This window comes from Edaphobacter sp. FHG110511_03, assembly GCF_059115365.1.
This window is the reverse complement of the sequence record NZ_JBZYWL010000004.1, coordinates 535,351-548,343: the sequence shown is the minus strand read 5'-3', so window position 1 is coordinate 548,343 and position 12,993 is coordinate 535,351. Positions and strand designations below refer to the sequence as shown.

At 54.6% G+C, this 12,993-nt stretch carries 13 protein-coding genes and 1 tRNA gene; 5 read left to right on the top strand and 9 right to left on the bottom strand.

What is annotated here, in order from left to right; genetic code table 11:
- Positions 1-3: 3 nt before the first annotated feature.
- Complete coding sequence (locus AC5S26_RS19180; RefSeq protein ID WP_494186529.1) at positions 4-318, bottom strand: hypothetical protein; 315 nt, start codon at positions 316-318, stop codon at positions 4-6.
- Positions 319-384: 66 nt separating this feature from the next.
- Here AC5S26_RS19180 and AC5S26_RS19175 point away from each other — a divergent pair, with 66 nt between their 5' ends.
- Together AC5S26_RS19175 and AC5S26_RS19170 are read left to right on the top strand one after the other, a co-directional pair.
- Positions 385-786: a hypothetical protein gene (locus AC5S26_RS19175; RefSeq protein WP_494186528.1), complete on the top strand. Its 402-nt coding sequence runs from the start codon at positions 385-387 to the stop codon at positions 784-786.
- On the top strand, positions 783-1,499 hold the full coding sequence (locus AC5S26_RS19170; protein ID WP_494186527.1) for a HoxN/HupN/NixA family nickel/cobalt transporter: 717 nt from the start codon (positions 783-785) through the stop codon (positions 1,497-1,499). The genes AC5S26_RS19175 and AC5S26_RS19170 overlap by 4 nt, the downstream gene beginning before the upstream one ends.
- A gap of 412 nt (positions 1,500-1,911) precedes the next feature.
- On the opposite strand, the gene AC5S26_RS19165 is transcribed toward AC5S26_RS19170, so the two are convergent.
- From AC5S26_RS19165 to AC5S26_RS19145, 5 genes are all read right to left on the bottom strand, one after another.
- Positions 1,912-2,541 (bottom strand): DUF2306 domain-containing protein, encoded by a 630-nt coding sequence (locus AC5S26_RS19165; RefSeq protein WP_494186526.1) that lies wholly within the window; start codon positions 2,539-2,541, stop codon positions 1,912-1,914.
- A 161-nt stretch (positions 2,542-2,702) separates the two neighbouring features.
- Positions 2,703-3,524 (bottom strand): M61 metallopeptidase family protein, encoded by an 822-nt coding sequence (locus AC5S26_RS19160; protein ID WP_494186668.1) that lies wholly within the window; start codon positions 3,522-3,524, stop codon positions 2,703-2,705.
- Entirely contained in the window at positions 3,466-4,614 is a 1,149-nt protein-coding gene (locus AC5S26_RS19155) for a M61 family metallopeptidase (protein ID WP_494186525.1), read from the bottom strand. The genes AC5S26_RS19160 and AC5S26_RS19155 overlap by 59 nt, the downstream gene beginning before the upstream one ends.
- A gap of 262 nt (positions 4,615-4,876) precedes the next feature.
- On the bottom strand, positions 4,877-5,830 hold the full coding sequence (locus AC5S26_RS19150; RefSeq protein ID WP_494186524.1) for an alpha/beta fold hydrolase: 954 nt from the start codon (positions 5,828-5,830) through the stop codon (positions 4,877-4,879).
- Positions 5,831-5,984: 154 nt separating this feature from the next.
- On the bottom strand, positions 5,985-6,530 hold the full coding sequence (locus AC5S26_RS19145) for a carboxymuconolactone decarboxylase family protein (RefSeq protein WP_494186523.1): 546 nt from the start codon (positions 6,528-6,530) through the stop codon (positions 5,985-5,987).
- Positions 6,531-6,623: 93 nt separating this feature from the next.
- Here AC5S26_RS19145 and AC5S26_RS19140 point away from each other — a divergent pair, with 93 nt between their 5' ends.
- Together AC5S26_RS19140 and AC5S26_RS19135 are read left to right on the top strand one after the other, a co-directional pair.
- Positions 6,624-7,685 (top strand): eCIS core domain-containing protein, encoded by a 1,062-nt coding sequence (locus AC5S26_RS19140; protein WP_494186522.1) that lies wholly within the window; start codon positions 6,624-6,626, stop codon positions 7,683-7,685.
- A gap of 127 nt (positions 7,686-7,812) precedes the next feature.
- Positions 7,813-8,031, top strand: a complete 219-nt coding sequence (locus AC5S26_RS19135) for a tyrosine-type recombinase/integrase (protein WP_494186521.1) — start codon at positions 7,813-7,815, stop codon at positions 8,029-8,031.
- A gap of 925 nt (positions 8,032-8,956) precedes the next feature.
- Here AC5S26_RS19135 and AC5S26_RS19130 read toward each other — a convergent pair.
- Positions 8,957-9,033: transfer RNA gene (locus AC5S26_RS19130), tRNA-Arg, on the bottom strand.
- Positions 9,034-9,097: 64 nt separating this feature from the next.
- Between AC5S26_RS19130 and ispG the strand changes: the two genes are divergently transcribed.
- Positions 9,098-10,330, top strand: coding sequence for a flavodoxin-dependent (E)-4-hydroxy-3-methylbut-2-enyl-diphosphate synthase (gene ispG / locus AC5S26_RS19125; RefSeq protein ID WP_494186520.1), 1,233 nt, complete (start codon positions 9,098-9,100; stop codon positions 10,328-10,330).
- Positions 10,331-10,361: 31 nt separating this feature from the next.
- On the opposite strand, the gene AC5S26_RS19120 is transcribed toward ispG, so the two are convergent.
- Together AC5S26_RS19120 and AC5S26_RS19115 are read right to left on the bottom strand one after the other, a co-directional pair.
- A complete protein-coding gene (locus AC5S26_RS19120; protein WP_494186519.1) occupies positions 10,362-11,546 on the bottom strand; it encodes a glycosyltransferase in 1,185 nt (394 codons plus the stop codon).
- Between the two features lie 68 nt (positions 11,547-11,614).
- The gene (locus AC5S26_RS19115; RefSeq protein ID WP_494186518.1) at positions 11,615-12,868 is read right to left on the bottom strand and encodes a spinster family MFS transporter; all 1,254 of its coding nucleotides are present in this window, start codon (positions 12,866-12,868) and stop codon (positions 11,615-11,617) included.
- Positions 12,869-12,993: the final 125 nt, after the last annotated feature.

Genomic DNA, 12,993 nt, shown 5'->3' with positions numbered 1-12,993 from the left:
ATGTTAGTTGTGCTGCTCTGAAGCCAACAGCATCTCTTCAGACTGATTCGATTGGTTCTCTACATTCCGGCAAGACCGTTCGATCTCGGCATCCGTAAGCTCTTCAATGCTGGAATGCAAGGTGATCTGGAGCTTCGGCTGCTCGGGGCGGAAGATGGCGATCACAGTCTCCACCTCTGGACAGTCATCGTCCTGACAATTCAGTTCGGTCACTATAACCGTCACATCCTGGTCCAGTTCAAGCAACTCCGCGACCATGGCTTTGATCTGCTGTGTCCGGAGTCCCTTCTCAGGATTTCTTTTTGCAAACAGATTCATTAACGCGCTCCTCAATGTATAACGCTAATAAGATATCATTAACGACAACAAGAATGAGGAGAGTATATGTCACGACCAGAGGGAATCGCTCCGAAGCGACTGATGCTGGCCCAGATCAGCATCTGCGATGGATGTTGTTGCGGAAAGACGGAGAAGGGGCATCCAGGGGTTCCGGTGCAATGGCTCAAACAAGAGTGGAAGGTTCGAGGCCTATTGAAACGAGTCCATCTATCGGTCAGCGGGTGCCTTGGCCCCTGTGATGTACCTAACGTGGTTATGATCACAAATTCGGAAGGCACTCAATGGCTGGCGCACCTCAACAGCCGAAGACACTTTGCTATGCTGGCGGATTGGGCAGAACAGTCAAAAGACGCCGATGAACTACTTCCTCTTCCGAAAGAGCTGCTCAGCCTGGCCATGATGCCTTATCGCACTCAAGCACCGCTCGGATTTGAAGGACAGAGATGAAAGGAGCGGTTCTCATTACAGTAATTGCGGCTCTCGGCATGAGGCATGGCGTCGATCCGGATCATCTCTCCATCATCGACGGGCTGGCACGCTTCCATCCCTCAAGGTGGAACGGAGTCTTCTTCGCCGTGGGACACGGCATCATCGTGACTCTCCTGGCGGTCGGCTTCGGGAAGTTGCTTGCCGGTGTCGTCGCTCCCTATACGGTTTGGGTTCTTCTGGCCCTCGGATTCGCTAACCTCTGGCGGCTGTGGAGCCAGAAGCATCATAAACATCCGAAGCCTCCTCGGTTCTTTCAGGCGAGTCCGCTTCTACTTGGCGTCCTCTTCGGTATGGGCTTCGAGACCGCGAGCCAACTGTCGGCACTTTTGCTCGCTGGACAGTTGAACCCTTGGATCCTGGGAGCGGCCTTCTCGCTCGGTATGATCCTGGTCGATGGGACCGATGGATTTCTTGCTGCGCGGACGCAACAACTGGCCATCACCGGGCATAGCCGTGCGATGCGTTCTTCGCGAGCCCTGGGGGCGTTGGTTGTCGTTGTTTCCTTCGGAGTGGCTGGGGGAGAACTCGCCGGCGTTGATCTCAATCGGATGGCGCTGCCACTCGGCGTTGTTCTCTTCGCTTCAGTGATCTTTCTGCGCCTTTGGAGTGGCGGTGTTCGATGGAGCGGGCCTTCGACTGACGGCCCACGAGTTCAGAGTCGCAGAACCTGACTTTCCGTTGGCTTTGCGTCGAGCATCTGACGTCGCTCACGCAAAGTGCGGATCCCATGGCGCGGTACCCAAGTGGTAAGGGAGGGGCCTCTAAGCCCTTATGCGTCGGTTCGAGTCCGGCCCGCGCCACATCAACCTGTATGTTTCACGGTCAGTGCTTATCTATGGCTCTAAAGAGATGGCTGTCTAACGAGGACGACCATAAAGTAACCTCTTCCCTGTTTTCGCTGACCGGTTTGGCAACTGCTCGACCCTTCTTCGCAGTTCAGCCCTGAGTTGTCACTTTTAAGAATTATTTGGCGTAGTTTTTTCAGAGCTATTTGTCGTAATTTCAGGCTCCTACAGTTCAATCGCGGGACGTAGCGTGGCGGATCATACAAGACCTCCTTCCACGAAATTAGTGTTATCTGCGTTACAGTTTTCGGAAGGTGACGAGTTCGCGCCAGTTGAAATAGAGGTCGGGCAGGATGAGGTAGCAGCAGGAGAGGAATAGGAGGGTAAGGGCGAAGGCTTCTTCTGGCATGTTGAAGAATGCAGGGATAGGGTTGAGGATCCGGGAGAAGATGAAGTTGAGGGTGAAGACGTAGGAGCGGATCATCCACTGGCGGTGGACCTGGATCTGTCGGTTGCGGGCGGCGAAGAAGGCGGCGAAAGTGCAGAGCAGCCAGAGGGTGGCGGTGACTCCGTTGGCGAAAAAGAGGCTGGGGAGGGCATCGTGTTGCAGGATGAGTGCAGTGGGAGCAGAGATGGCGATGGAGATGACATAGACACGGCCCATGATGCGGTGCCGTTTTAGGTGTCGCTGTCGGAAGCGGGTAGAGAAGAGGAATGGCCCGAGGATGGTTGCGAGAACTCCGGTGATGATGTGCGGAACGAGTAGCACGACATCCTTGATGAGTTTGGTGCGGTAGGCGCTCGGCTGATTGAAAAGAGGAAGATCGGTGAAGATGAGGACGGAGATGCCGGCGAGTCCGAGAGTAGTCCAAAGCAGGTAAGTGGCTATCTTCCGCGTGGTGCCGGAGCGCGTGCGAGAGGTGGACATGGGTGTGTGGTTCCGGAGATCTGGTTGGGCATCGATATGTTCGAGAAGCCTATCGGCAAGAGGATTCGATCCATGTGAATTCAAGAACACGGCGAAGGACCTCGGCTACACGCATTCGCGCAGAGTGCCAATGGTTACAAAATGATCAGCCAGAATTTGCTTCATTTCAACGCATTCGGAGCGATGATTTGGGTCAGGAGATCATCAGTTCCGCTAACACGCACCAAGTCTGGACTTTTAGAACCACCGTTGTAGCTAACTTCTGCTGTATGTCGGACTGCATCGTGATCGAAAACAAGTTGGAGCTTGCCCCCATGGGATGTTTGCGCGACAGCGTCGTGAAGGCCAGAAGAAGAGAAGGGGCGGTGATTTACCTTGATGATCTTCACTCCCGGAGTGACGCCAGCCTGAAAAGCGGTCATATCGCGACTGACATCCAATACCGTGCCATCGTCGTTAACGAGAATGCCTATAGAGAATCTCTCATCAACTGTTGCCTGGCTTCCCCATAGGGGCCACAAAAGGTCCGTCTTATGGGCCCGTTCTAGATGGCGGACTATGTTTGTCTCCTGAGCCTGATATGAGAGCCGCCAGCCAGCTTGAATGATGCCTCCAGTCGGCGGCGCCGGACTCGTCGACTGAAGTCGTTGCGCAAAGAAGGTTTTCCAATCGTAGGGCTGCACGGCGTTAAGGTCTGCAACGACATCCTCGAGAGAATATGTCTTCGAATGTCCGTTCAAGACCACTGCGAAGAAGAGTTTACAGAAGTCGTCCAGCGTATGCTTGTTGTCTGAGAGCCGCCGTATGGTGGTGTCAGCTTCAAGCCAAATGAGAGCTCCCTCGGCATAGACATCTGTGGAGCGTCGTTCGGTCTGCCAAGCCTCGGGCGCGGTCGTGAGCAGTTGCACTGCGACAGCGGTGTCTTCAATAGATCGCCACTGCCTGCCGGGATGAGTCGCCATCTCCGCTGCATCTAAAGCCAGAGCCTCTCGAAAAGCCCTCGGACTCCAGAATCCACTGCGTGTTGTGAGGACCCATTCCTAGATACTCTGTTAGGCCCTCATAAACCCAGACTAGATCCGCCTTTAGGGGTTGTTGGTAGTTCAGTGTGTCGAAGCCGCTGGGGACCCGAGCTTTACCGTTCCAAGCATGTACAAATTCATGTGGGATGGTCGATGCTGTAGTAAGAAACTTATCGGATGAAGAGAGTGCGTCTTCGACAAATCGGTTATCGCTCGATGAAGAATGCTCCAGCGTGTAATGAGCAAGCGGATCGCTTAATGTCAGCAGAAGATGATATTTGGAGTAAGGAGCACCGCCGAATAGTGATTCCGCTTCCTCGACCAGTCGGGTGAAGTGACTTACTTGTTCAGAACGGATGCCAATGGAACGTTCGCTTTCTCCAGCCAGATCCAGTTCAACAGCTTTGTGACCTCTCAACTGGATCTTTCGGAAGTGCTCAGCGGCAACTACTGGGGAATCGACTAGAGTTCGAAGCGACACAGGTGCAAAATCCATCTGGCCGGCGTTTTCGTACTGTATTGGCAGTGCAGTACCAAATAGCCAACCGCGAGGCAAGAGTAATCGGCTTTGTAACATCAGTCTATCTGCTGACATATCCACCGGGAATAACACGAGCTGCCACCAGTTGACAATGGCGATGTGTTCGCTAGTTGTGACAGTTGCAGAAAATCCATCAGAAATATCTACAGATGCGAAATCGAGATCAACATCTAAATCAGTTGCACCAACGGGAATGTTGAGCGTGAAGTCATACATTTCGACATTGTCTCGATGCCATGGCAGAGAATTGCCTTTGCTGCTGAACTTCAACTGGATGATCTGATTCAGAGCTCCGGCGGGGGCATGCTCGCCAGGAATCCATTTTGGATAGCCAAGTGTCAAGGGCCCAGGTTTGACTGGAATCGTGAGATGGGAATGAATAATACCTTTTCGGTAGTCATTCAAATCTACGGTGATTTTTATAGGCGTTTGTGCATACGCAAACACGCTCGATAGGAAGAGAGACATCCCAATACAAAGTAGATTCCAAACCGTTTTTACTGAGTTCATTGCTATTCCTTGGTGGATCATGGACGATCCGGCCACAAGATATGTTTTCGCCTAAGCCTTTTTAACATTCCAGCCTATCTCGTCTTGGAAGCTTGGATAGCGGCGTCTATTTGGATCAGTTCGACACAGTTCCTCTGTGACAATTCTGATTGGAGCCACGGCACAGGTTCATGGGCGAAGGGATGCTCAGAAGTTGAGTTATCGCCCACGAACCCTGTTCCATTTTGGGAGTCGGGATCTTTCAGATTCATTCCCACTCCAGTCAATGTGTGGAACCCGAAGTATCCGAAAGGAACTGGTTCAGATCGTGAAGAAAAGAAGCTTCCTCTTCGTAGAATGGAAAGTGACCGCTTTTCTCGTAGATCACTATCTTGGCCCCTGGTACTGCTTGCGAGATTTTCCAGCCCGTCACGACAGCGGAGTTGATGTCGTACCGCCCCCACATTACGAGGGTCGGAAACGTGAATCTCTTCAGATCATCGGTTAAATCGCTATTCTTTAGCGCATCCTGAACCGCATCATCGATATTTTGGTTATTAACCTTGGCCAATTCTTCGCTACTGAGTTTCCCGATCAGTTCCTGAAAACGTTCTTGGCTGTAGAAATCTCGTGCGAGGAATCGCCTAAGAAACTCCCCAGAAGATTTGGCCGCTGCATCGTTTCCCTTTGCAATCTCGTCTTCATTGGCGAGTTGATCGGGAAACACCTCTTCAAACAGGTAGCGTGACTTATACCAATTTGGGCCTGCAGAGTCAATGAGAACGAGGTGCTGAATATGCTGAGGATATGCAGCAGCATAGGCCATGCTGAGCAATCCACCCCAGGAGTGGCCGATGAGATCGATTCTGTTGTAGCCAAGCCTGGCGCGAAGAGCTTCGAGGTCGGCTACCTGAGCCTCTAGTCCTTCGGGAGCGGAGGCACGCAACAGCTTTGATTTCCCAATTCCACGCTGGTCGTAAAATATGACGCTACGGTTCTGCGAGAACTTCTTAGTGAACACATCTGTGAAATACATGTACGTGTGGGAGAAGCCTGGGCCCCCATTGACAATGAGGGCCGGAGTCTTCCCAGCATCATGTCCAAACTGTTCGTAGGAAAGATCAGTATCTGCCGTATGCACAATGCCTGTAGATTGTGGAGTTACCTCTGCCTTGGACGTTGACGGGACAACGACGGAACAGAACAAACCGACTAACACGGGAAGAAAAAAAATCATCAACATTCCTTACAGATCGATTGCATTTAGAGCACTTGAGTTTGCTCGAATTAGTTTTTCTCTTGGCGGAATTACCTTCCAAAAGGTACTCAAAATGTTGAAGTAGACCATTCGGGGTCTGTGACAGCTCACAGACCGCGTAAGTTCGCTGCTCTTACTTAACATCTGTGTAGGAGACTTTCGGGAAGTCAATAGCGACGTCTGTCGACGTGTTGAAATAGTTGGTGAACACATTCAGCGCGACGTGCGCGATGATCTCAGCGATATCGCCATCCGAAAAACCAGCGGCACGGACCGCAGTCAAATCAGATTCGGTTATCTGCCCACTAGTGTCCAGCATCCTCTTGGCGAAGCTTAGTGCTGAGGTCTCCTTAGCGTCGACACCCTTACCTTGACGAGCAGCTAGGATCTGCTCCTGGCTGATGCCAATCATCTTGCCGACAGCGGTGTGTGCCGAGAGACAGTACTCGCAGCGGTTCTGTTGGGCAGTGACCAGGGCCAGTTTCTCCCGCAGCTTCGGATCGAGATTACCGCCGGCAAGCGCCCCGCTGAAACCCAGATACGCTTCCAAGACAGAGGGCGAGTTGACCATAACCTTGGTCATATTGGGCACTAACCCCAGTTTGGCCTTTACGTCATCCAACAGCTTTTTGGCTTTTCCAGTGGCGACTGAAGGATCGATAGTTTGTAAACGAGACATCTTGACATTCCTCTTCTTGCGACCGCTTAGCGGTCTCCACATTTGTGAGATACGTATTAGCCGATCTGGTTATAGGAGATAGCTCGGCCTCTGTTGCTCTATTGCCAACCAAAATCGCACCGACTGTGTGTCAGTCGTGCGGATAAGTTATCAGCACTCTTCCCCGGCAACGATTCAAGCGCGACTTCACAAAGCATCGCCGAGTCGGGACGGCCTCTCGACCGAGAGACAAGAACCTTCATGGAGTCCCGCATGGGATCCAATTTCGAGGACGTTCGCATTCACGACAGCGCATCCGCCTCCCATTCCGCCCGATCGCTGAATGCATTGGCCTATACTGTCGGAAACCACATCGTCTTTCGCGACGGCTATCAACCCTCAACTGCCTCAGGACGCAACTTGATCGCCCACGAACTGGTCCACACCGTGCAGCAACGTACCGCCGGAGCGGCCGTGATGAGGCGCTTTGCTCATGCGGATTGCGCCGCCGAGCCGGATGGAAAATGGATCGACCAGATTACGATCGACCAGTCTGCTCCCGAGACAGTGACTGTGCACTGGAAAAATAACGACGGCACGGACGGCGGGACGGAGCAAGACCAGTGCTCCACCGGCAAGGGCCATTGTTGCGTGGAACCCGGGACCTCTAGCGCAACCTGTTCGGAATCCAAATCCCGGCAGGCCGATACAAACTGCACGCCGGTTGCCCGCAAAAATGTCATACGCCATGTTCGGGATCACGGGGGCATCGAATTCTGGACCGAGATTGATAGCGCTCGAGCCATCGCGCTTCATGAGTACGCTCCGGTCGATGGCACTCCCCTCTCACACGGCTGCATCCGCCTCAATCACGACATGGCCGTCAAGATCTTCTGCGGCGCCATCGCACAGAAGACCGTTGTGAATATCATCAACGTCGCGCGTCCGATGTGCGATCATCCGGCGCTTCAAGCCGAATGGGCCAGCGACTTTACCGACGCCGGCACCGATCCACTCCCGAAGGATGGTGAAACCCGAGCCCAGGTCCTCGAGACGCGCCGCGAGCTGCAATCTGCCTTCGGCGAGAAATCCCACACGCCCGCAGAATACGCAGCGATGACTCCGGCAGACATCCCCAGGTGCAAGGTCAAGACTCCCCCGCGGGCCAAACCATAAACAGAGCTCGCTGGTAGGTAAAGGATGCGACTTCAAGCACAAACTGCATAAGCCCGGCGATCCGGTCTTCGTTCGGCAAGGCCCCTACTTCGACACCCGTTCCTGGTTCGTCCCTTGCTTACAGGACGTGGAAATCGAGGGATACGTCTGGCACTGTAACCGCCTCACCTTCTGCTCCTGGCTCGCGAAGGCCGGCGCATCCATAAAAGAGATTCAGGAATTGGCTGGGCACAAGACAATAACGATGTCTGCCCGATACAGCCATCTTTCGCCGGAACACCGACTTTCAGTCATTGACAGAATCGCCTCCACCACTATTTCTGATCCTTCACATTCGACAAACTAGTCACTCCCCTAAGAGAAACACGACAAATTTGACTTGATGGGAACTCAAAGAGGCAGGGCTACTGAAGACTGGTCGATGAGCTGTAAGAAATGATCCCCTTGAGACTGCTGAACCTCTCTGCCTTGTGCTCGCAGATGTTTGATCTCAGCCTCGGTGAGATTGGTAAATATCACGACTTTAATTTTTGTAGTCGTCGGCAAACCGGCTACAAGAAATCGCACGAAGAGTTCGCGATGTTTCGGATCCGGACTTTGCCGGAGTGGCTCGCCCAAAACAACGAAACCAGGATGACCCGGCTTTCGTCTCAGCCGTGACAGCTAAGGCCAAGGAAGGTATAAGCCGCAACCAAACGAGATTGATCGCTTGCAGAACTTAGAGATCGCAAATCGACGCCGTCTAAATACGGAATGTATTGAGCGTCTAAATAAAATCGACCGGGTTCGGTTGCATTAGTGCCATATGCCCTAGCGCCCGAAGATACTCAAGCAATGCGATCGAAAATCGCTCGATTCTAGCCTTGGGACCGGTATCGGCCCCAGCTTCAACTTCCGAACCCCCAACGCTTTCGATCCACGCTTGGGTTCATACCGAAAAGACGTTCGGGTTTTCTTCTCACTGTCTTTGGAAGCCGAGGTCGCCTCTTGCCCGAGTCCTTAACCCGGTTGCATCGCCGGTGCCACGTACCCAAGTGCCATGTACCGCTCCATGCCGCAAGGCGATCCCCAGAGACCAAGCACTTCCTTAAAAGGCATCTCACTAGGCATCAATTAGACCAACACAGTTGGCTCCATTCGTCCTGTTGCACCGTGCTGCGACGAGGTGCAATAGCTGGTCAGTTCTGGCTCAAAAGTATCCCAATTCGACCGCTAGTCAACACGGCGTCAGCCATGAAAGGTTCGCATGTTGCATATAATAATAAGGTTTTTGGTGGCCCGGGCAGGAGTCCAACCTGCGACCTTCGCGTTAGGAGTGCGCTGCTCTATGCAACTGAGCTACCGGGCCGTTCTCGTTAGTGTATCGCGATGCCCCGGGAAGGCCGGATGGTAAACTTGAGAGTGGAGAGTTTATGCCAGACATACAGCGTCGTCGTGCGGTAACAGTCAATATCGGAGGGGTCCACGTCGGATCCGATGCACCAGTCGTGGTGCAATCCATGACAAACACCGACACAGCTGATGTCGAAAGCACAGTGCAACAGATCGCCGCGCTCGCCCGTGCCGGTTCCGAGATGGTGCGCGTTACCGTGAATAACGACGAGGCTGCAAAGGCAATCCCTTACATCATTGAAGGTATCGCGAAAAAAGGCTGGACGACACCCATCATTGGGGACTTCCACTACAACGGCCATCTATTGCTTTCGAAGTACCCGGAGGCCGCACAGGCGCTGGCGAAGTATCGCATCAATCCCGGAAATGTATCCATTGGCCGCAAGGACGACGACAACTTCCGCACCATGGTTGAGGTTGCCGTAAAACATCAGAAACCTGTACGCATCGGCGTTAACTGGGGCTCGCTCGATCAGGCGCTTCTGACGAAGATGATGGATGAGAATTCAAAGTCCGCCAATCCTCAACCTGCCCGCGACGTCATGATGGAAGCCATGGTAGTTTCGGCACTCGACAACGCCGCCGCCGCCGAACGCTATGGGCTGCGGCGCGATCAAATCGTGCTCAGTGCAAAAGTGTCGGGTGTCCGCGATCTGATTGATGTGTATACCGAGCTCGCGAGCCGATGCGACTACGCTCTGCACCTTGGCCTTACCGAGGCCGGGATGGGGATGAAGGGCATCGTAGCTTCGGCAGCCGGGCTTGCGCCTCTTCTACTGAGTGGAATCGGCGACACAATTCGTGTCAGTCTTACTCCAACTCCCGGTGGCGACCGTTCGGAGGAAGTGCGTTGCGGACAGCAAATCCTTCAATCCCTCGGAATACGCAGCTTTATGCCGCAGGTCACCAGTTGCCCAGGCTGCGGACGTACAACCTCGACTTACTTCCAGGAGCTCGCCGAGCGAATCCAGAGCTATCTAGTGGAGCAGATGCCGGAGTGGAAGAAACAGTATGCCGGAGTAGAGGAATTGAAGCTCGCTGTAATGGGGTGCATCGTCAATGGCCCCGGCGAATCCAAGCACGCGAATATCGGCATCTCCCTGCCAGGAACATTCGAAGAACCGAAGGCTCCGGTCTACGTGGACGGCAAGCTCTTCACGACACTCAAGGGTGATCGTATCGTCGAGGAATTCCAGGAGATTCTCGACCAGTATGTCGAGAAACGCTACGGTAAAGTTCTCGTAGAAGCTTAAATTCTGTTTCGTACATCCTGTCACGCCTTTGCTAACGCAGAGGCGTGACATTTTTGCGCAGCTCATTCAAAGGATAGAACGTCCCCCGCCATGTCACTCCACCTGCCCGCAGCGTTGTTAGCGCGGACTGTAACAACGAGTAGAGAAAGAGCGCTGCCCCGGCAGGAAATAACACCGCGTACCAGGGCGAGATCTTCGAATGGCGCGTACTCAACAGGTAGAGCATGACTATCGCAATCAGCGTCAAAACGGCTGGAAGCCGTGTCTGTCTAAAGACAAGGAACACGATTGGTCCCAGGCAAAGAACGGTGAGCCACGCGCAGGCTGCCAGGGCGAGGATGATCCGGAAACGAAAGACCGCGAAAAGATTTTTGGTCATTACATGGACAACGCCCCAGGCTCCAGCGGCCCAGTGCAGCGTCACCATTCCGGGCGCAATCGCGACGCACTGGCGGAGGCCGGCGAGCTTCACTCTTCGAGCCAGCATCAGGTCTTCTAGAATCTCCATTCGCAAGGACTCAAATCCTCCGAGATTCTCATACGCCTCAGTTCTCAGAAGATTGAACGCCCCTATACCGATGGAGTCTCGCGTAGCCTTCGGATCGGAGGCCTTCCATGGGCGCGTCGCCCACAGTCCCATCACTCCGAGATACCCGAGCAACATGCCTTCGCCGATGCTCTTGATGAGCGGTGTGGGGAAGGTGACGAAATGATCGGCGTCTGTTGCCACGGCGTGGGCGAGGGAGCGGCGAATGGCCTGCGGCTCAAAGAATACGTCGGCATCGGTGAAGAGGAGATAGTCAGGGCGGTCGATGGCGATGGCATCGCGGGCGGCGATCGCCATCGCGTGCGGTTTTCCAAGCCAGTTATCGGGCAACGTCTTTACGTGCAAGGCTCGCAATCGATCCGGATGTCGAGCTGCAAGCGCGTCGATGATCGCTCCAGTTGCATCGGTTGAGCGATCATCGACAGCGAGGATCTTTAGGTTCGCATAATCCTGCTCGATCAGAGATTTCAGGCAGGCGGGCAGCGCATCCTCCTCGTCGCGGGCGGGCACGATGATTGTGATCGCCGGGTCTCCGGCAGGAGCGTGATCGAATTTGGACTTGAGCAGGTTCGGGATCCGTGGGAGACCCAGGGCTGCAGTTACTGCCTTCCATAGCCAGGCGAGGGCGAGGAGCCAGGCGAGTCCGATTGTCAGTCGATCTATCAGCATGGTTAGAGAAGCAACCCCTTCGCTACGCCGGTCGGGATCACGCTACTTCTTCAGATGCTACGACGAAATCATGCCGCGACGGGCTCGTCCTCCCGGAGCGGCGGAGCGTAGCGGGCGCCGATGAAGAAGATTACGGCGGCGAGCAGGAGGGTCACGAGAGTGGACCCCAGCCCGAGGTTAAGGGTGGAACGATCGCTGACAGCGCCAATGATGCGGGGCGAGATGGCGTCGCCCAGGGCGTGGATAACAAGGAGTTGACCGGCCATCGCCGTGGCGCGAACCTCGGGACGGACCGCGTTCATGGTGGCAGCATTTACCGGGCCGGTTCCGAGGAAGATGAGGAAGATCGCCAGAGCAAGCGATGGAATGGTGAGGCTATGCGGGCCGAAGAAGCACACCAGAGCGGGAGGAACGGCGAGCGCGGCGCTGATCGCCGGAACGAGGTAGAGAGCCTTCGGAGTCTTCTTCGACCAGCGCTGGGCGATAACGCCTCCGGTGATCGTTCCCAGCAGGCCAGTGACGACGGTGACGGCTCCCATAAGGAAGGCAGCGTTCGATTGCGAGCGGCCATCGACACGTTGGAGGAAGGACGGCATCCACCAGGAGATTCCGCCGAGCGAGAAGGTAACGGCGGCATAGCCGAGGATGGAGGCAAGATAGGCCTTGTTCTTCACGAGCGTAAGAACGGTTCCCTTCTCCAGTTTTGCCTTCTCGTGCTGGCTGGCTCCTCGCGCAGGCTCCTTCATGAAGAAGAGGATGAGCAGTGCGATGATGGCTCCCGGAACAGCCGAGACGATGAAGGCCATGCGCCAGCCGTGATGCTCGCCGACGATACCTCCGACGAGATAGCCAAGCGCTGCCCCCACCGGAATGGCGACGTTGAAGATGGTCAGGACTCGATTGCGCTGTTCGGGCGGATAGAAGTCCGAGAGCAAGGCGGGGGCGAAGATTCCAAAGCTCGCCTCACCGATGCCCAGCGCCGCGTGACGGATGTTGAGCGAGTCATAGCTGTGGACCGAGGCTGTGAAGAAGTTGATGCCGCTCCAGAAGAGGGCGGCGATGACGATCATCGGCTTACGCGGGAACCGATCGCCAAGCCATCCGGTGATGGGCGAGGTGACCATGTAGGCGATCATGAACCAGAAGGTGAGGGTTCCGATGTGCTCGTCGGTGAGGTGGAATTCACCTTTGATCTGTTCCTGCACGCCGGGCAGGATGTAACGGTCGATGTAGTTGACGAAGTTGAGCGCGGTGAGGAGGACAAGCGCTGTAGTGGCTCCGGCGACGACGCCGGCCGAGGTAGGTTTGGTCGCTTCGGCCATCGTTCGCAAGGATAGCAGGGTGATATTTCTTCGCGGTTTGGCCGATCGACCTTACCAGGAGAGCGAGAGTGAATGACGTTGCCGGATGGTCTGCCTGCCCCCTCCCCCTACCGATTTTGCGCAAA